Origin of the sequence: Paenibacillus peoriae, assembly GCF_022531965.1 — a bacterium.
In the GTDB taxonomy this organism is placed as follows: Bacteria; Bacillota; Bacilli; order Paenibacillales; family Paenibacillaceae; genus Paenibacillus; species Paenibacillus polymyxa_D.
This window is the reverse complement of sequence record NZ_CP092831.1, coordinates 4,310,333-4,328,944: the sequence shown is the minus strand read 5'-3', so window position 1 is coordinate 4,328,944 and position 18,612 is coordinate 4,310,333. Positions and strand designations below refer to the sequence as shown.

Sequence of the window (18,612 nt, the reverse complement as noted above, 5' to 3'; positions counted from 1 at the left end):
ATGGTCAGACAGGAAGCGAGGTTGATGGTATATGGAAAAAGAACATCATATACACCAAGAAGAGCAGGAGGACCGGATGAAGGAAAAGCCGGGTAAAAGACCGGATAAGGCTGGCATGGGGCGGTTTATCAAATTGATTGCGAGTGCGCATCCGCCCAAAGCCATTCTGATCATCGCCCTGATTCTGACCCTGATTCAGACCATGGCTGGTTTAATCGTACCCATGATGACTAAAGGGTTGATTGATGGCTTGACCTTTTCTTCACTAAACCGTATGGTCATTGTTGGTCTGCTTGGCGCTTTTGTGATTCAAGCGGTGGCTTCGGCAGTTTCTATCTATATGTTGAACTATGCTGGGCATAAGATTGTGGCTAATTTGCGCAAACGCTTATGGCATAAAATCTTATCTCTACCTATACCTTACTTTGATAGAAATCGGTCAGGAGATACGATGAGTCGCGTCACTAATGATACAAGCCTGATTATGAACTTAATTACGGAGTATCTAGTCAATTTGATTTCTAATGTGATTGCAATTATTGGTGGTATTGCATTGTTATTTTATCTGGATTGGGTGATGACGCTCATTATTATGGCTATTGTTCCGCTAACAGCTCTAATTTTATTTCCGGTAGGCAGAAAAATGTACCGCATCTCCAAAAAACAGCAGGATGAGATGGCAGATCTGACCTCAGTGTTAAGTCAGGTTATCGGCGAAATCAGACTGGTGAAGGCCTACGGAACCGAAAGCAGAGAGGCTCAGGCTGGTGAGGATCGTATTTACCGGATGTTCCGCTTCGGTTTGCAAGAGTCACGTATCCTGGCCCTTGTAGGTCCAATTTCTACCTTCTTGTTGACTGCAGTACTGGTCATTATATTGGGGGTTGGTGGTGTTCGCGTTGCATCGGGTGTGCTGACCGCGGGGGATTTGGTGGCATTTATTTTGCTGCTATTTCAGGTGATCACACCGATGGCACAATTCACGACTCTGTATTCACGTCTGCAAAAGGTGGTTGGGGCTACTGAACGGATTCAGACGATTTTAGATCATGAAGAGGAACCGCTCGAGTTGAAGCAGGAAGCGGCAAAAGAGAGCAGAGATATTATACTTCGTGATGTTGTCTTTTCCTATACCGAAGGTGAAGAGGTTCTTCATAATGCAAACTTGGTCATTCCGGCTAACCGGACGACAGCATTCGTGGGTCCGAGCGGGAGTGGGAAATCCACCTTATTTTCATTGCTAGAGCGCTTTTATGTGCCAGATACAGGGGAAATTCGTTATGGAGACGAACCGATATCGTCATATACACTTTCCTCCTGGCGCTCCAAAATTGGTTATGTATCGCAGGAAAGCTCAATGATGACCGGAACGGTCAGAGATAACATTACATATGGCTTGGGGCGCGAAGCTGACTTGGAAGAAGTGAGACGAGCAGCTACGATGGCGTATGCGGATACATTTATTATGGATCTACCTCAAGGCTACAACACTGAGGTGGGAGAACGGGGAATGAAGCTGTCCGGAGGCCAGCGTCAACGGATCGCTATTGCGCGTGCGCTTCTTCGTAGCCCTGACATCCTCATGCTGGATGAGGCTACATCTAGTCTGGATAGCTCATCTGAGCATGAGGTACAGAAGGCCCTAGCGAACTTGATGGAAGGACGCACGACGATTGTCATTGCTCATCGTTTGTCTACGGTGGTTCACTCCGACCAGATTATCGTGTTGGACAAGGGCAAGGTGACCGGTGCAGGAACTCATACAGAGTTATTAGAGTCCCATCAGGTGTACCGTGAGCTGGCTCAAAAGCAGTTTGTGGAGATGGGGGAGAGAAGTATGGAGTATTAGAGGCCGCTTCGCGTGTGACTTGATCCTCCGATCGCTCCGCTTCTTCGGATTCAAATCACCCGCTTCGCTGGTGCCGAAAAGCTCCATACTTTTGTGAAAGAGTAGGGAAATAGGGGGATTAGAAATAAGGTTGGATTTTTATGGTTAAATGTGTTACGCTTACTTTCCTTTTTTTGTGTCGGAGCAAGTGGATGATGCAGAAATCGAGACTTGATATTCTTAGGAGGTAACTGAAATGGAGAATGAGTTTCAAAGTGCCTATCAAGAAGAACAGCACAGGCTGTCGCTTGCTATGGAGGAAATTGATCGGAGATTGGAACGGCTTCGCAATACGCCAGTATACACTGGGCATGATTTTACAGAGCAAGTGCTGGAATCTGCACGGGAGGAAAAACGTCAGGCTTTGGCTAAAAGCTCGCAGGAGCCTTATTTTGGGCGTATGGATTTTGACGAGCGTGGCAGAGGGCAGCGGAAGCCGCTTTATATCGGTAAAATTGGAGTAGAGCGTGAAGAAACGTCAGCATATCCGCTGGTGATTGATTGGCGTGCACCGATTGCCAGCTTATTTTATTCGTTTACAGGTGGTGAAGAAACCGCGTCCTATGAAGCTCCTGAGGGAACTATTGAGGGTTTGGTCTATCTGAAGCGCAACGTTGTCATTCGGAAAAGAATTCTGGAACGGGTAGCCGATACGTATAATCGTGAAAGCGACGAGCCGGCCGTTTCCGATGAGTTTCTCGTTTATCGTTTGGGTGAAAACAAGGATAACCGTTTACGGGATATCGTATCTACCATTCAGGCGGAGCAGGATCAGATCATCCGCGCGGCTAAAAATACTGCCCTCGTTATTCAGGGGGTAGCGGGTAGTGGCAAGACGACGGTAGCGCTGCATCGTCTCGCATTTTTACTGTATCAATACAAGGATCAGGTATCAGCGGACAAAATGGTCATTTTCGCACCAAACCATATGTTTCTCGACTATATTTCAGATGTACTTCCTGAGCTGGGGGTCGGAGATATTCAGCAAAGTACATTTGCAGACTGGGCGCTGGACTTGTTGGGTTTGGATTTACCTTTGGCTGATCCTGCCGAAACATTATCTTATTGGTTTGAGAGTGGCAGTCTGAGAGAGGAATCCATGGATGAGGCGCCGGGAAGATTCAAGGGTTCAGTTCACTTTATGGAGTTACTTCAAGCTTTTGTTGAACGACTGGAGCCCATTTCCGTTCCCGAGGGGGATTTTTCACCATGGGATGGAGCGGTTCTGCCGCGAACTGAGATTTTGAATTGGTTTAATGAGGAGTATAAGCCTTATCCGCTCGCGAAGCGGAAGGAGCGTGTACTGGCAAGAGTGCACCGCTGGATTGAAATGGAGCTGAAAAAGTCGCCTTCGGCGGCAGCACTCAAGGAACGCAAAAAAAAGGCAGGGGCACGGGAAAAGGCATATGCTAAAAAATGGCCACAATACGACGCACTGACGCTCTACAAGCAGCTTTTTCAAGCAGCTAAAGGGTTACCCGCAGATACGGCTGCGGAGATGAAGGCTTCTCTGCCGACTGCTATTTTTAAGGCTACACAGTCGGATCTGCGAAAACAGATTATCCGTGAAGAAGATCTGACTGCGTTAGTGTATCTCCACGTGCTGATTCATGAGGTAGAATCATCTCAACGTTTTGACCATGTGGTCATTGATGAAGCGCAGGATTTTTCACCTTTTCATATCGCATTGCTGGATTTGTTCGTCAAAGGACATTCCTTTACTATACTGGGCGATTTATCGCAGGGCATTCATGAATACCGTGGCGTACATGCGTGGGAGGAAATGAGTTCTCTTTTTGCACCGGAACATACCGGGTATTTTGCGCTTACGCGAAGCTATAGATCAACCTTGGAAATTATAGAATTTGCAAACACGATTTTGGAGCAGGGAGTTCGCGGCGGTATTACGGCAGTTCCAGTATTTCGTAGTGGCGATCCGGTGCGCACTATATCTTACGACTCATCGGTGCGTGAGCAGAGTTTGCTGACCGCTCTAAAAGAGCTGTCCTCCAGGGAGTATCGTACTGTATCTGTGCTGACACGTACCTTAAAAGAGGCTGTGGAACTGCATGAGGTTTTCACAAGTGCGGGGATGGATGTGAATTTGATTGACGGTGGTAAAAAGCAATATGAAGGCGGTTTGTCAGTACTGCCTGTATACCTATCCAAAGGTCTGGAGTTCGATGCAGTTATTGTGGCGGATGCCGACCATGAGCATTATGGAGAACGGGCATGGGATGCCAAGCTGCTGTATGTAGGATGTACCCGTGCGCTGCATGAGTTGTGGCTATTGCATGATGGCTCACTTCCTAGTTACGTACAGGCACAGACGAAGTAAACAGAAAAAGCGTTGTAAAGTACCGCCTGAGTTGTTGTATTCCTTTTTGTTTACTGTTTATCTTAGTGATGAAATTATGAAATCATGCCAGTCGAAGAACAGCCACGAAATCATCTTTCGTCTAAGGCTGTTCTTTCTTTTTTATGGGCGACTGACTTGAAGACCTACAGCTGTGCCATGACCATGCTATCTGCAACTTGTTAACGGATATGGTAGAATAAGAGTCGGTTTACACCGTATCAGAATTATAGATGACTTGAATTTTCATGTTTTTCAACCGTATGAGCGAACCTAAATATAGTATGTTTTCAAAGATAAAAGAAAGTGTTCGTTCATAAATCATAAGGAAGTGAAAGAAATGGACTTATTTTCATATTCCCAAGAGTCAACGCCAAGCAATCGGTTGCTTGCGGATCGCTTGCGTCCGACTTCACTGGATGAATATATTGGACAGGAGCATGTTGTGGGTCCAGGTAAGCTGCTGCGAAGAGCCATAGAGGCAGATCAGGTTTCTTCAATTTTGTTGTACGGACCACCGGGATGCGGCAAAACAACGCTGGCACATATCATCTCGCAACACACGCAAGGCGATTTTGTACGTCTGAATGCTGTAGAAGCATCTGTGAAAGACGTAAGAGAAGTCATTGATCTTGCACAGACGAATAAATCGATGTATGGCAAAAAAACCATTCTGTTTCTCGATGAGGTACATCGTTTTAACAGTTCACGTCAGGATGCACTGCTGCCTGCGGTGGAAAAGGGCACGATCGTGTTTATTGGCGCCACGACTGAAAATCCCTTTCACTACGTCAACGGCGCTTTAATGAGCCGTTCTACGTTGTTCCAGCTTGAAGCGCTAACGCAGGAACATTCGCTGGCTGCTATGCGCCGCGCCTTAAGCGATGCGGACAAAGGGCTTGGCTACATGCAGCTCCAGGTCGATGAAGCTGCACTGGCTCACATCGCTTCCATGGCGAACGGCGATATCCGCCGCGCTTTAAACGCGCTGGAACTGGCGGCGCTCACAACGCCTCCGCTGGCAGACGGCACGATTCACGTGACACTGGAAGTCGCTGAGGAATCCATTCGCCGCCCGATTGTCAAAGCAGATGAATCCACGCAGTATGATGTGTTGTCGGCCTTCCACAAAAGCATTCGCGGCTCCAGCGATGCCGCGCTGTTCTGGTTCCTGTACGCCGTAGAAAAACTCGGTATGGACCCGATGACCTTTATCCGCCGCCTCATCGCGGCAAGCAGCGAGGACATTGGTCTGGCGAACCCGCAGGCAATGGTGCAAGCGGTGAGTGCGCTTGAAGCCTATCGCAATAACGGCTGGCCCGAGGCCAAGCTGAACATTGCACAGGCTATTTTGTTCGCTGTGGAAAGCCCCAAATCGAATGCTGTATATACGGCGATTTCACGGGCCATGTTGGCTATGGACGATATCAAATCGGCTGAGGTGCCACTCCATTTGCGTGACGCACACTACAAAGGCTCGGAAAAGCTCGGTCATGTAGGCTACCAATATCCACATAATTATCCGAATCATTATGTGAAGCAGCAATATTTGCCCGATGCGATAGCAGACCAAACCTTCTATCAGGCTACTGAGCAGGGGAATGAGTCAAAAATCAGGCAAAACCAGCGCTGGCGGGATTCACAGTCTTAATATATGTGCGACTTAATATACAGAGTGTGTACGATATCGTCACGTTACGCCATGATCGTGCAAGTGCGAAGAAGGGGATAAAAAAATGAAAGACATGTTATTCGTTGCCGCGGGCGGAGCGCTTGGAACCTCTACCCGTTATGGCCTGCAATCGCTGCTGCCTGCGGCGGGTGCGGATTTTCCACTTGGTGTGCTGCTAATTAATTGGATCGGCTGCCTGTTTCTTGGTTGGTTCTTTACGGTAACCTTGCGATCATGGCGGATCAAGCCGCGATTGCGACTTGCCATCGGAACAGGCTTTACAGGGGGCTTTACCACCTTTTCCACTTTTGCAGTGGATGCTGTACGCCTCACAGTTCACGATCGTATGCTGACGGCTGTGTTGTACCTCCTGCTAAGCGTAGGCGGAGGGCTATTTTTGACATGGACAGGTATCCGTCTAGGTACAAAAATGACGCAGGCTGCTCCGAAGGAGGAACGCTTATGATCTGGTGGGCGGCGGCAGGCGGGATTATGGGTACACTGGCGAGATACGGGCTTGGTATGTGGGCCGGCAAGAGGTTGGGTACCGTATTCCCGTGGGGGACGTGGATCATTAACGTCAGCGGTTCATTGCTGCTAGGCTGGCTCTATGGTGAGTTTACGCAACACCAGTTGTCTCCTGCACTCTGGATGCTGTTAGGAACAGGTTTTTGTGGCAGCTACACCACCTTTTCCACATTCGGCTATGAATCTCTTCAACTGATGGAGCGCAAAGAATACCGACGCATGGCTACGTATGTACTTTCCTCTGTCGTGGTAGGAGTTGTAGCTGCGGCTATCGGGTACAGAGTCAGTTAAGCTTTATACATTTTCGAAATAACACGTAAAAATGCAATAAAAAGCTTCCAATCCCGACTCAAGGCATTCTCAGCCGTGATACGGTTTTGGAAGCTTAGTGCTGTACCTATACAGCTATTTTTTATCTCGTTCTTTGTACAATTCAGGTAAAAGGGATTCGAGTTCAGGTCTTGGATCAGGATCAGACAACTTCATTTCCTCCAGCGTTTGGACGGCAATCCGCAGCACAGTATAATCCCTATACCAACGGTTGTCTGAAGGAATGACATACCAAGGAGCTTGTTTGGTTGAGCTTAGCTCTAATACATCCTCATAATACTGGGTATATTGCTTCCAAAATTTCCGTTCCTGCAAATCACTTGGATCGAGTTTCCAGTTTTTGTGAGGCTTTTCAATTCGGTCGATCAGCTTTTCTAACTGAAATTGCTTTGAAATATGTAAAAAGATTTTAACCACCTTTACACCATTATCCAGCAACAACTGTTCAAAATGCTTGATATGCTTAATATTCCGTTTGGCCTGCTTATCGGATATCTGTCCGTGAACACGTGTAATTAGCACATCTTCATAATAAGAACGGTTAAATGCTGCAATATATCCACGTCCTGGGGTAACGCTATGAGCACGCCACAAGAAATCATGACTTAATTCCTCAGCCGTAGGCGATTTGAAGCTGTGGACCGTCACCCCCGCCGGATTCAGATTAGAAAATACCTGTTTGATGACGCCATCTTTGCCGCTGCAATCCATGCCCTGAAATATAAACAAAACGGATTGTTTTTTCTCTGTAAATAATTTGCTTTGTAATTCCGTGAAGCGTTCCTTCAATTGATCTGTTTCCTGTCGGATTTCTTCTTTATTTTTGATATTATTTGTATCCTTAGGGTCCCATTCTTTCAAAGAAACTTTTTTACCTGGTGTCAGCATTCCTAATGAATCAGACATAAAGGCACGCTCCTTTTCAATTGAAGTATGATCTTGTTTACATCATATACCCAAATGAGGATGTTATCAAAAGTTACTTACCTTAAAGGAGGAATTCAATTGGCGACGATAGCTGAGATTTCTGAAGATTTAGAAAAATGAGCTACTTCGTAAACCCATAGTGGGTACATGGTCAATACAAGATATGATCAGTCATATTATGGGGTGGGACAAAAGCTTCACTAAGACACTCATACAGATTATCAATGAGGAACAAATTACGCTCCAAGAACATCCTAATGTACAAGCGTTTAACGATTCGTCCGTTGCATTCGGCAGAAATATGAAACCACATGATTTGTTAAATGAAGCTATTGCAGAGCGTAGGCGAATGATTGTGAAGCTCAAGATGGTTTCAGAATCAATGTTTATCCGTCAATTTCCTAATAGCTCATACACCATGGGAAATTTTTTGCAAGAAATGTTTGTCCAGCATGACAGACATCATAAAGAGCAGATTATGAATTCTTTACAAGCCATGAACTAAAATAAACTTTCATAAAAAAAAGTCGCCCCTTCCAAATCTGGAGAGACGACTTTTTTAATTCCTGCTATATCAATGCAAAATGGGTTTCATTTAAACCGTTTCAGGCTGAAGTTTTTCAACCTTATCAATGGTTCCTCCACCCAGACAGCGTTCCCCGTCGTAAAATACAACAGCTTGTCCAGGCGTAATGGCCTTTTGATGTACATCGAATATGACATGCACGGTCCCATCCGCAAGCCATTGTAAAGTTACTTGCTGATCAGGTTGGCGATAACGGAATTTGGCTGTGCAACGGAATTCGCCGGTCGGACGAGTATCTGCGCCTTCAATCCAGTTCACATCTGTTGCAATCAGGCTGGTAGAATACAGGCTGTGGTGACGATCACCCTGTACCACATACAGAATATTCTTCTCCAGATCCTTATCCGCTACGAACCACGGTTCGCCTGAACCTGAGCCGCCAATGCCCAAGCCTTGACGTTGACCCAGTGTATAGTACATCAGACCATCGTGGCGTCCTTTGACTTCACCAGTAGCGATATCCACCATGTCTCCACCTTTTGCAGGTAGATATCCACTCAGAAACTCCTTGAAATTACGCTCGCCGATAAAACATACGCCTGTGCTGTCTTTCTTCTTGGCCGTATACAGTCCCGCAGCTTCCGCAATTTTACGCACTTCTGGTTTCGGCAGATGACCGATAGGGAACATGGTTCGGGATAGCTGCTTTTGGCTTAACGCATTCAGGAAATAAGTTTGATCCTTGTTGCTGTCCACGCCTCGCAGCAAAGTAAAGTGGCCGTCTTCTTCCACAACCCGTGCATAATGTCCAGTAGCAACATAATCTGCTCCCAAATCCAGCGCTTTATTTAGAAACTCGCCGAATTTAATTTCACGGTTACACATGACATCCGGGTTGGGTGTGCGTCCAGCTTTATATTCATCAAGAAAATAAGAGAATACTTTATCGAAGTATTCTTTTTCAAAATTGACGGTATAGTAAGGAATGTCGATCTGTTCGCAGACACGGCGCACATCCTCCGCATCCTCCTCAGCCGTACAACGGCCAAATTCATCCGTGTCATCCCAGTTTTTCATGAAGATGCCGATTACGTCATAGCCCTGCTCCTTCAGCAGCAGCGCAGTAACGGATGAGTCGACGCCACCGGACATCCCGACGACGACACGGGTTTCATGATTGGCTTTAGCCATGGTCATCACCCAATTCTTTCAATATAGTTGTAGAACCCACCTATTGTAGCATAAACGATAATAAGATACGATGTTTGGACGATCAAACGACACGGCGAACGATGGAAGAAAGCTACATAAAACGGGCTAAAGCTGTTCCAAATCGCCCGAAAGCAACTTTTTTTAAGATTGTTACCGTAATGTTTCCCTTTACCTGCCCTAATATGTTAACATAAGCTGAGGGTTAGGATCGGAATAGAGAGGTTTACAGCACCAGTTATTCCGCGTGTTTAACGGAATTGTTACTATAAGTGAGGTGGCACAATTGAAAATATCAACGAAAGGCCGTTACGGCCTGACCATTATGATGGAACTTGCAGCCAGGTTTGGCGAAGGTCCAACTTCTTTGAAAAGTATTGCCGAAAAAAATCAGCTGTCAGAGCATTATCTGGAACAGCTCATTGCGCCTTTGCGTAATGCAGGTTTGGTAAAAAGTATCCGTGGTGCTTACGGCGGTTATATTTTGGCGAATGAACCGGCAGGAGTAACAGCGGGAGACATCATTCGTGTACTGGAAGGTCCGATTTCTCCGGTCGATTTCACGGAAGAAGACGATCCGGCAAAACGTCAGCTGTGGCTGCGAATTCGTGACAGCATCGCTGAAGTGTTGGATTCTACTACACTTAAGGACTTGATCACATACCAAGAACATGATGAATTGGATAATTACATGTTCTACATTTGAGGTGGATAACATGAACAGAATTTATCTGGATCATGCCGCATCGACTCCTATGCATCCTGAGGTTGCGCAGACTATGATGGACATCATGACTGGCCAATTCGGCAACGCTTCGAGCGTTCATGCCTTTGGCCGCGATGCCAAGCGCACCGTCAGCGCTGCTCGGGATGCCGTTGCGGCCTCTTTGGGCTGCAAGCCTGAAGAAATTATTTTTACGAGCGGAGGAACAGAAAGTGATAATCTGGCCCTGTTTGGGACGGCTACGGCAGACGGCCGTACTTCAGGGCATATGATTACAACTGCGGTTGAACATCATGCAGTGCTTCATGCTTGTGATGAGCTGGAAAAAGCGGGGTATGAGGTAACTTATGTCCCGGTCAACGGGTTTGGACGCGTGAACCCTGCGGATATCGAGGCTGCCATTCGACCAGATACTTTTTTGATCAGCATGATGTATGCCAACAATGAGGTGGGCGTCATTCAGCCGATCTCAGAAGTAGGGCAGATTGCGAGAGAACATGGAGTTGTATTCCATGTAGATGCGGTTCAAGCTTTCGGTCATATATCTATCGACTGCCGGAACCTCCCGATTGACTTACTGAGTGTGTCTGGTCATAAGATTAACGGACCGCAAGGGGTTGGGGCATTGTATATCCGCCAAGGTACACGCCTTCAGCCGCTAATGCATGGGGGACTTCAGGAAAAGAAACGCCGTGCCGGAACAGAAAATATCGCCGGTATTACGGGGCTGGCTAAAGCCGCAACTCTTGCTAATGCTTCCATTGAGGAGCGTGGGGCGCACGATACGGTTCTTCGCCAGACGTTGCTTAAAGGGTTGGAAGACACTCTGGGTAGCCAAAATTTTGTGATTAACGGTGACCCTGATCATTCTTTACCTAATGTTCTCAATGTTAGCTTTCCGGCCATTGGTACAGAGACCATGCTGATGAACCTTGATATGGAAGGAATCGCAGCAGCAAGCGGATCAGCCTGCACTTCCGGATCTTTAGAGCTATCGCATGTATTGCAGGCGATGGATCTTCCTGAAGATGTTTTACATTCAGCGATTCGGTTTAGCTTCGGTTTGGGTAATACTACGGAAGAAATGGAATACACGGCCAAGAAAATTGAAACCATATGGAAGCGGCTGCGTACTAGGTACTAGGGATTTCTCCGCATTTTAATAAGAAGGGAGGGGCGGTTTTTCCATTTCATTGCATGAACGGAAGCAAGGTCTGACAGGCATGTAGGAAAAGGACCGCACCTTCGTTCAGATTGCAGAATGAGGAGGTACCCTATATATGAAGCTTCAAGATATGATCGGACTTGCCGTTTTCGATGTGGAGGACGGGAAGCAGATTGGTAAAATACATGACTTTATGGTGACAGCGGATTGGCGAATCTCAGGGATCGAGTTGGAAGGAAAGGGACTTTTTTCTTCTCACGTGAAAATGGTTGCTTGGGATGACATCGTTGCTTACGGTGAGGATGCGATCATGATTCGCAATCAGCAGGCTGTGCGTAAAATGGAGGCCCATGATATACAACATACGTACTTGCTTGGGCCTTGTAAACTGAAGGATCTATCCGTGCTAACAGAGGAAGGGCTTATGCTCGGGCACATCTCGGATGTTTATTTTGACCAGGAAATGGGCAATAACATAATAGGCTTGGAAATCAGCGATGGTTTTGTATCGGATATTATAGAGGGGCGGAAATGGCTGCCCTGCACCGAAGAGATGTCCATCGGGGAAAATGCTGTTATGGTTCCCCCATTAAGCGAGCAGCGTCTGGAAAAAGCCATATATTCTGTTAATGGATAGGGTGAGTTTATTGAGATGTCCGAATTGTAATTCCAAAGATATCGGAAAAATTGGCTCCCATCAATTTTATTGCTGGGGATGCTTTATCGAACTTCAGGTGAATGGTGAAAAAATGTCTGTCTACCAAGTGGAAGAGGATGGAACGCTCAGTTCGCTGGACGACCTATTCTTTGGAGATGAGATGGCACAACAGGACTTGCCGCAAATTCACGCTTCTTCCTAAGCTGGACACCAAAAGTGGACAGGCTGCTTACTAAGAGGTGTGATCTACATACGGCTTAGTAGGTTGTATAACGCTTGATAAAAAACAACGAAGAGGGTGCCCCGTACGGCCATAATGGCTGAGGGCACCCTCTTTTGTATACCGTTATTGTGAAGATTGTAAGTTCTACAATTTAAAGCGTTTGACCTCTTCCAATAGAAGATCTGCATGAGAATCGAGTTTGGCAGAAAGGTCAGCAATATTATTCATGGCATGACCTTGTTCTTGCACAGAGGAGGCCACTTCCTCTGTAGATGCTGCACTTTGCTCAGAAACAGCGACAACGCTGGAAATGACGTCGGAAATATGCCCGGCATTCACACGGAGATCATCTGCGGCGGCTGTAACGTCCTCAATTTGGGCAAGCATATGCTGAGAAGCGCCACGAATGGACTCAAACGCCTGTCTCGTTGCAATGGCAGCGTGCTCCTGTTCTACAGTTACAGCAAGAGCCCTCTTCATTTCCTCCGCGCTTTGTACTCCTGCAATCTTAATTTCTTCCAGCTTACTCATGATACTGTCACTGGAACTGCCCGCTTGCTCAGCCAGCTTTCTCACTTCTCCCGCGACGACGGCAAAACCTCGTCCGTGTTCCCCGGCCCGTGCTGCTTCGATAGATGCATTGAGGGCCAGTAGGTTTGTTTGTGCGGCGATATCATGGATGGCTCCGGCCAGCCGCTCAATATCCTGAGTTTTTAGCGTGAGTGAATCTACGGCTTCCCCTGCCGCAGTCGTCGTTTGTCTGGACTCGGCGGCCAGTTTCGCTTGACGTTCAGCTGTTTCATACCCTGCAAGCACGGCAGAATCTGTTTCGAATACGGCAGTTTGGGTCCGTTTGACACTTTCGCCAATCTGGTCGATGGAGCCTGTCATGTGAGTCAGCTTCTCAGAGCCGGAATATACAGCCTCAGCTTGGTCGCTCGCTCCTTGGGCAAGTTCCTGAACTGCGCTGGAGATTTGTGACGCGATGGTTCCAGTATCCTTAGCGTGCTGATGCATATCATGGGAAGCTGAGCTGACATCGCCTGCAGTATCTGATACCTTGCGCAACAGGTGAGATAGATTATCAGACATGATATTAAAATCTGTACCCAGGCTGGCAATTTCATCTTTACCCTTAATGTCCACACGAGCTGTCATATCGCCTTCAGCTATACGTTTGACGTTCACTTGAAGCTTCCGAATTGGCTTGATAAAGTTGTTTGCCGCCCAGATTGCCAGCAGCATAGCAACGACCAAGATGATAGCAACGGTAATAATCAACTGATTACGAGTGGAGTAATACTCCTGAAAAGCAATATCTTTTGAAATGGACAATCCTACAATCCAGCCAGTGCTAGGCATCTTTTTAAAATAAAGCTGACGGTCACTGCCATTATAGGTATAGTCTGTTTTTCCCGAAGCTGTGCTCAGCAGGGCCGCAGTTGATGAACCCAACTCGGGCGTATCCTTAAGGTTTTTACCGGCCAGCTTGCTGTCTGGGTGTGCGACCACAACTCCATTCTGGTCAATCAGAAATGCGTAGCCTAATCCGTTCAGGTTTATGTCTTTAATGATTTTTGTCATATCATTTAACATAATATCCTCGCTGACTACCCCGGTGATAGAGCCGTTGGAATCTTTGAGAGGTTTAGCAATAGAAATGGTGAAGTCATTGCTGCCTGCATCGGTGTAAGGTGAGGAATAATACATTTCTCCCTTGGTTTTGGCATCCTTGTACCACGGACGAGCGCGAGGATCATAACCAGCTTCAAACCAGCCAGATCCATCCCAGTAGGATCCATCTTCAAAGCCTGCGTAGATGTTGGAAATATTTTGATCTTTATAGTTTTCAAAAGCTGCTTTCAGAGATACGGTTTTGGCATCTGATGAAATATCACTCGATTCCAGACCTGCAGCCAGTGTCTCGATAATTTTGGCATTGCCGCTGGTCCATCCGTCGAGCTGATTGACGGTTTCGGTGGCTTTACTAGTCATAAGCTCTTGTATGTCACGGTTAGCCTGATTTTTGATACTTGTCATGCTAATAACGGATAAAGGCCCGGCTGCAACGATAACAATGCAAGTGAAAAGGAGAATAAGCTTGATTTTTAAGTTCATGTAATGACCCCCGATGTTTCAGAAATATGAAATCCTAAAATAGTGCTTTGTACTTATATCGTCAGATGGAATGACTTTGTTAATTATTTTCATCCGTTTTCATCATTTTTTTACAATGGTAATCGATGGAGCATTCCAGACTCGCGGGAAGGATTAAAGTAGAGGTACAGGCATATACTTAAAGAAGGCTAGTCCGGTAAGGGGGCACGAAATGGAGCAATTAACGAAAAGTAGACTGTTCCGGTACGGAATATGGACGCTGCTGGGACTTGTCATTCTATATTTTATCTGGCTGCTGCGACCTTTGTTTTTTCATTTGTATGAATTTCTGAAAACAATCATTGCTCCGTTTGCGGTAGCGATGATCATCTCCTATGTACTTAATCCTGTTGTCAATATGCTGGGCGGTCGCAAGGTGCCTCGAAGCGTAGCTGTGCTGCTCATCTATGCTGTATTTTTGGCCAGTCTCGTTGTGATTCTGATGAACCTGATTCCGATGTTTATTGAACAACTGGATGAGCTGAATGAGCATCTGCCTGAGCTGACCATGCATGCACAGGGATTAATGACGAATATGGATAGCGGCATTTTGCCCCAAGGGGTGCGAACGGGTATGAATCAATGGTTTTTCCAACTAGAGAATCGGATGGCAACCGGAATTTCTACCTTTATGGATAACATCGGCGGGATGATCAACATGCTGTTCAATGTATTCATTGTACCGTTCCTCATTTTTTATATTTTGAAAGATTTTGATGTGTTCGAGCGGACGATTGTGTCTTACCTCCCGCGTTCTCGTCGTAAGGCGATTGTAACGGTACTTAAGGAAATTGATCAGGCGCTTGGCAACTATGTCAGGGGACAATTACTGGTATGCGTCATTATTGGCGTGCTGGCTTATCTCGGATATATGCTGATTGGCATGCCTTATGCGCTGTTGCTGGCAGGAGTGGTTGCGGTTTTTAACATCGTTCCATATTTGGGCCCCTTTTTGGGAGCCGCTCCGGCAGTAATCATGGCTTCTACAATCTCCTTCAAAATGGTGCTTTTGGTCGTGGTCGTTAACACTTGTATTCAAGTGTTGGAAAGCAATGTCATTTCTCCCCAGGTGGTAGGACGAACGCTGCATCTGCATCCGATAGCCATTATTTTCGCTCTGCTAGTGGGTGGTGAAATTGCGGGAATTACCGGCTTGATTTTAGCGGTTCCCGTGATGGCGGTATTAAAGGTAGGACTTCAACATTTTTTTGCTTATTACGTGAAGCGGAAAACGATCTGATTTTGTCCTTACACCGTATGTATCTTGTCTGATATCGCGTTGACACGGCTAAATGACACGGATATACTGAATTGAGTATGTTTAAATGTGTTTATCCAGTAGGGAAAGCTCATTTCGAAGTGCGGGCTGAACCCGCCGGGATGCTCCCGTTACCAGTGAAAACAAGGCGATCGATCGTCCGTTAAGCAAATGTTGGTGTGCAGCTTGCGCATGGGCATTTCGTACAGAGGGGACGGCGTTAACCAGGGTGGTACCGCGATACAATCGTCCCTGATCCGTTCAGGGGCGTTTTTCTGTTTTTTTATGGCCTGTGCCAGGAACCAGTGACACCATAATTAGGAGGCTACTTATATGAAAGCTAGTGAAATCCGCTCCAAATGGCTGGAGTTTTTTGAAAGCAAGGGACATGTGATTGAACCAAGCGCGCCGCTTGTTCCACATAAAGATCCTTCCCTGCTGTGGATTAATGCGGGTATGGCACCGCTTAAGCCTTATTTTGACGGACGTGTGAAGCCAGAAAATCCACGTATCGCCAATTCGCAAAAATGTATTCGGACGAACGATATTGAGAATGTCGGTAAAACGCGCCGCCATCACACCTTTTTCGAAATGCTCGGCAACTTTTCTATTGGCGACTATTTTAAGGAAGAAGTCATTACATGGGCATGGGAGTTTCTGACGGATCCAAAATGGATTGGTTTTGATCCGGAACGTCTGGCTGTAACTGTGTATCCTGAGGATGAGGAAGCGTACAAGCTGTGGAACGAAAAAGTTGGACTTCCTGCCGAACGTATCATCAAACTGGAAGATAACTTTTGGGATATCGGTGAAGGTCCTTGCGGACCTTGTACGGAAATCTTTTATGATCGTGGCGAAGCCTACGGTAGCGACATGACGGACCCTGAAATGTATCCGGGGGGAGAAAATGAGCGTTATCTGGAAGTGTGGAACCTCGTTTTCTCACAATTCAACCATAACAAAGACGGTAGCTATACGCCGCTTCCAAACAAAAATATTGATACAGGGGCTGGATTGGAGCGTTTTGCATCCATTCTGCAAAATGTGGATTCCAACTTTGATACGGATATCTTCCAGCCACTAATTCAAAAAACAGCGGCGATGGCAGGAGTGAAATATAACGAAAATGTGGACAGTGATGTGGCTCTTAAGGTTATTGCTGACCATGTTCGTACCGTAGCTTTTGCAATTGGTGACGGTGTGCTGCCTTCTAATGAAGGACGCGGTTACGTGATCCGCCGTTTGCTGCGCCGGGCTGTGCGCTATGGCAAAATGCTGGGCATGAACCGTCCATTTATGTTTGAGCTGGTGGAAACCGTTGGGGATGTCATGGGTGTGTATTACCCTGAGGTAGTGGACAAGCGTGATTTCATCATCAAAGTGATCAAAACGGAAGAGGAACGCTTCCATGAAACACTGACAGATGGATTGGCAATTTTGTCCGATATCAGTGCTCAGGCGAAGGCAGAAGGTCGCAATGTCATTAGTGGAGCAGATGCCTTCAAACTGTATGATACGTACGGGTTCCCATTCGATCTCACAGAGGATTATGCAGACGAGCAGGGCTTGAAAGTAGACCGTGAAGGCTTTGATGAAGCGATGCAGGAACAACGCAAACGCGCCCGTGATGCACATCAGGACAGCGCCAGCATGAAGATTCAGGGCGGAGCTTTGTCCGATCTGGCGGTTAAAAGTGAATTTGTTGGATATAATGACCTCGTAACTGAGTCTAAAATTGTGGCGATTGTATATGAAGATGTACTGGTGGACACTGTTAGTGAAGGGCAGTCTTGCCAGGTCGTGCTGGATGTGACTCCTTTCTATGCCGAAAGCGGAGGACAAGTCAGTGACCAAGGCTTGCTGCGTGGAGGTACGGTAACCGCGAAGGTCGAAGGATTGTTTAAGGCGCCACAAGGTCAGCATGTGCATCAGGTTGTTGTAGAAGCTGGTGAGCTGAACGTTGGCGATACGGTGAAAGCTGAAGTTGATCAAGCTTCACGTGGAGAAATTGAGAAAAACCATACGGCTACGCATTTGCTTCACAAAGCGCTTAAAGAAGTGCTGGGTGACCATGTCAATCAGGCGGGTTCTTTGGTAGAGCCTGGGCGTCTGCGTTTTGATTTCTCCCATTTTGGAAGCATTACACCAGAAGAACTGGCGGATATTGAACTGCGTGTAAACCGTGCCATCTGGAGCCAACTGGACGTTAATATTGAACTGAAACCGATTGATGAAGCCAAGGCTCTCGGAGCAATGGCGCTGTTCGGTGAAAAATATGGAGATATCGTGCGGGTCGTTAAAGTAGGCGATTACAGCATTGAACTATGCGGTGGCTGTCATGTCAGCAATACTTCGCAAATTGGCTTGTTCAAGCTTGTCAGCGAGAGCGGCATTGGATCAGGTGTACGTCGTATTGAAGCGGTGACCGGACGTTTTGGTTTTGAATATATGGAAGGTCAATTAGAGCTGTTGAAGGTATCGGCTGGACTTGTAAAATCCAAGCTGTCTGAGGTACCAAAGCGTATCGAATCATTGCAGCAACAAATTAAAGACCTTAGCCGTGAAAATGAATCGCTGCAGAGCAAGCTGAGCGTTATTGAGGCAGGCCAGCTGACCGATCAGGTCGTGCAAGCAGGCGGGGTGCAGCTGCTGGCTGCGCGCGTGCAGGCTTCCAGCATGGACGCGTTGCGTGCGATTGCTGATGAACTGAAAGGGAAACTTCCGGCTGCTGTGCTGGTGCTCGGCGCTGCAATGGACGATAAAGTTAATTTTGTCGTAGCAGTTCCGGCAGAGCATACCAAGGCCGGACTTCATGCAGGCAAGCTCGTGAAAGAAATTGCTGCCGTATGCGGTGGCGGCGGTGGCGGACGACCTGACATGGCGCAAGCCGGTGGTAAGGATGCCAGCAAGCTGGATGAAGCACTTCAACGTGCGCATGAACTGGTGGCGGCAGCCTCACAAGGATAAAGTTCGATATTTTTTGCAGATTTT

At 46.8% G+C, this 18,612-nt stretch carries 15 protein-coding genes; 12 read left to right on the top strand and 3 right to left on the bottom strand.

The annotated features are described in order from the left end of the window. Window positions 1-31: 31 nt before the first annotated feature. From MLD56_RS19170 to crcB (MLD56_RS19150), 5 genes are all read left to right on the top strand, one after another. Window positions 32-1,849: an ABC transporter ATP-binding protein gene (locus MLD56_RS19170; protein WP_029515736.1), complete on the top strand. Its 1,818-nt coding sequence runs from the start codon at window positions 32-34 to the stop codon at window positions 1,847-1,849. 235 nt (window positions 1,850-2,084) lie between these two features. Further along, window positions 2,085-4,226, top strand: coding sequence for a HelD family protein (locus MLD56_RS19165; RefSeq protein WP_029515735.1), 2,142 nt, complete (start codon window positions 2,085-2,087; stop codon window positions 4,224-4,226). A gap of 358 nt (window positions 4,227-4,584) precedes the next feature. Beyond that, the gene (locus MLD56_RS19160; RefSeq protein ID WP_029515734.1) at window positions 4,585-5,895 is read left to right on the top strand and encodes a replication-associated recombination protein A; all 1,311 of its coding nucleotides are present in this window, start codon (window positions 4,585-4,587) and stop codon (window positions 5,893-5,895) included. Between the two features lie 85 nt (window positions 5,896-5,980). Next, window positions 5,981-6,382 (top strand): fluoride efflux transporter CrcB, encoded by a 402-nt coding sequence (gene crcB, locus MLD56_RS19155; protein WP_029515733.1) that lies wholly within the window; start codon window positions 5,981-5,983, stop codon window positions 6,380-6,382. Next, complete coding sequence (gene crcB / locus MLD56_RS19150) at window positions 6,379-6,735, top strand: fluoride efflux transporter CrcB (RefSeq protein WP_029515732.1); 357 nt, start codon at window positions 6,379-6,381, stop codon at window positions 6,733-6,735. Before crcB (MLD56_RS19155) ends, crcB (MLD56_RS19150) begins: the two co-directional genes overlap by 4 nt. Window positions 6,736-6,849: 114 nt before the next feature. On the opposite strand, the gene MLD56_RS19145 is transcribed toward crcB (MLD56_RS19150), so the two are convergent. Continuing rightward, window positions 6,850-7,680: a PPK2 family polyphosphate kinase gene (locus MLD56_RS19145; protein WP_029515731.1), complete on the bottom strand. Its 831-nt coding sequence runs from the start codon at window positions 7,678-7,680 to the stop codon at window positions 6,850-6,852. A gap of 184 nt (window positions 7,681-7,864) precedes the next feature. On the opposite strand from MLD56_RS19145, the gene MLD56_RS19140 reads away from it, so the two are divergent. Then, window positions 7,865-8,206 (top strand): ClbS/DfsB family four-helix bundle protein, encoded by a 342-nt coding sequence (locus MLD56_RS19140; protein WP_152526681.1) that lies wholly within the window; start codon window positions 7,865-7,867, stop codon window positions 8,204-8,206. Window positions 8,207-8,296: 90 nt separating this feature from the next. Here the strand turns inward: MLD56_RS19140 and mnmA are convergent, their stop codons facing one another. Continuing rightward, window positions 8,297-9,418 (bottom strand): tRNA 2-thiouridine(34) synthase MnmA, encoded by a 1,122-nt coding sequence (mnmA, locus tag MLD56_RS19135; protein WP_029515730.1) that lies wholly within the window; start codon window positions 9,416-9,418, stop codon window positions 8,297-8,299. A gap of 304 nt (window positions 9,419-9,722) precedes the next feature. Between mnmA and cymR the strand changes: the two genes are divergently transcribed. The 4 genes from cymR (at window position 9,723) to MLD56_RS19115 (ending at window position 12,185) form a co-directional block, all read left to right on the top strand. Beyond that, a complete protein-coding gene (cymR, locus tag MLD56_RS19130; protein ID WP_013311532.1) occupies window positions 9,723-10,142 on the top strand; it encodes a cysteine metabolism transcriptional regulator CymR in 420 nt (139 codons plus the stop codon). Between the two features lie 10 nt (window positions 10,143-10,152). Continuing rightward, complete coding sequence (locus MLD56_RS19125) at window positions 10,153-11,304, top strand: cysteine desulfurase family protein (protein ID WP_029515729.1); 1,152 nt, start codon at window positions 10,153-10,155, stop codon at window positions 11,302-11,304. A 136-nt stretch (window positions 11,305-11,440) separates the two neighbouring features. After that, window positions 11,441-11,962: a PRC-barrel domain-containing protein gene (locus MLD56_RS19120; RefSeq protein WP_029515728.1), complete on the top strand. Its 522-nt coding sequence runs from the start codon at window positions 11,441-11,443 to the stop codon at window positions 11,960-11,962. A 10-nt stretch (window positions 11,963-11,972) separates the two neighbouring features. Continuing rightward, window positions 11,973-12,185 carry a hypothetical protein gene (locus MLD56_RS19115; protein ID WP_013311529.1) on the top strand — a complete coding sequence of 71 codons (213 nt, stop codon included), beginning with the start codon at window positions 11,973-11,975 and terminating at the stop codon, window positions 12,183-12,185. Between the two features lie 165 nt (window positions 12,186-12,350). Here MLD56_RS19115 and MLD56_RS19110 read toward each other — a convergent pair whose 3' ends face one another. Continuing rightward, entirely contained in the window at window positions 12,351-14,324 is a 1,974-nt protein-coding gene (locus tag MLD56_RS19110; protein WP_029515727.1) for a methyl-accepting chemotaxis protein, read from the bottom strand. Window positions 14,325-14,535: 211 nt separating this feature from the next. Between MLD56_RS19110 and MLD56_RS19105 the strand changes: the two genes are divergently transcribed. Together MLD56_RS19105 and alaS are read left to right on the top strand one after the other, a co-directional pair. Next, entirely contained in the window at window positions 14,536-15,603 is a 1,068-nt protein-coding gene (locus MLD56_RS19105; protein ID WP_029515726.1) for an AI-2E family transporter, read from the top strand. Between the two features lie 351 nt (window positions 15,604-15,954). Further along, the gene (gene alaS, locus MLD56_RS19100) at window positions 15,955-18,588 is read left to right on the top strand and encodes an alanine--tRNA ligase (protein ID WP_029515725.1); all 2,634 of its coding nucleotides are present in this window, start codon (window positions 15,955-15,957) and stop codon (window positions 18,586-18,588) included. Window positions 18,589-18,612 lie beyond the last annotated feature (24 nt).

Coding starts and splice junctions, on each gene's coding strand:
- MLD56_RS19140 (WP_152526681.1), top strand. CDS start 7,865: ATGATCAGTCATATTATGGGGTGGGACAAAAGCTTCACTAAGACACTC.
- MLD56_RS19105 (WP_029515726.1), top strand. CDS start 14,536: ATGGAGCAATTAACGAAAAGTAGACTGTTCCGGTACGGAATATGGACG.
- crcB (WP_029515733.1), top strand. CDS start 5,981: ATGAAAGACATGTTATTCGTTGCCGCGGGCGGAGCGCTTGGAACCTCT.
- MLD56_RS19120 (WP_029515728.1), top strand. CDS start 11,441: ATGAAGCTTCAAGATATGATCGGACTTGCCGTTTTCGATGTGGAGGAC.
- MLD56_RS19165 (WP_029515735.1), top strand. CDS start 2,085: ATGGAGAATGAGTTTCAAAGTGCCTATCAAGAAGAACAGCACAGGCTG.
- MLD56_RS19160 (WP_029515734.1), top strand. CDS start 4,585: ATGGACTTATTTTCATATTCCCAAGAGTCAACGCCAAGCAATCGGTTG.
- alaS (WP_029515725.1), top strand. CDS start 15,955: ATGAAAGCTAGTGAAATCCGCTCCAAATGGCTGGAGTTTTTTGAAAGC.
- crcB (WP_029515732.1), top strand. CDS start 6,379: ATGATCTGGTGGGCGGCGGCAGGCGGGATTATGGGTACACTGGCGAGA.
- mnmA (WP_029515730.1), bottom strand. CDS start 9,418: ATGGCTAAAGCCAATCATGAAACCCGTGTCGTCGTCGGGATGTCCGGT.
- MLD56_RS19125 (WP_029515729.1), top strand. CDS start 10,153: ATGAACAGAATTTATCTGGATCATGCCGCATCGACTCCTATGCATCCT.
- MLD56_RS19110 (WP_029515727.1), bottom strand. CDS start 14,324: ATGAACTTAAAAATCAAGCTTATTCTCCTTTTCACTTGCATTGTTATC.
- MLD56_RS19170 (WP_029515736.1), top strand. CDS start 32: ATGGAAAAAGAACATCATATACACCAAGAAGAGCAGGAGGACCGGATG.
- MLD56_RS19145 (WP_029515731.1), bottom strand. CDS start 7,680: ATGTCTGATTCATTAGGAATGCTGACACCAGGTAAAAAAGTTTCTTTG.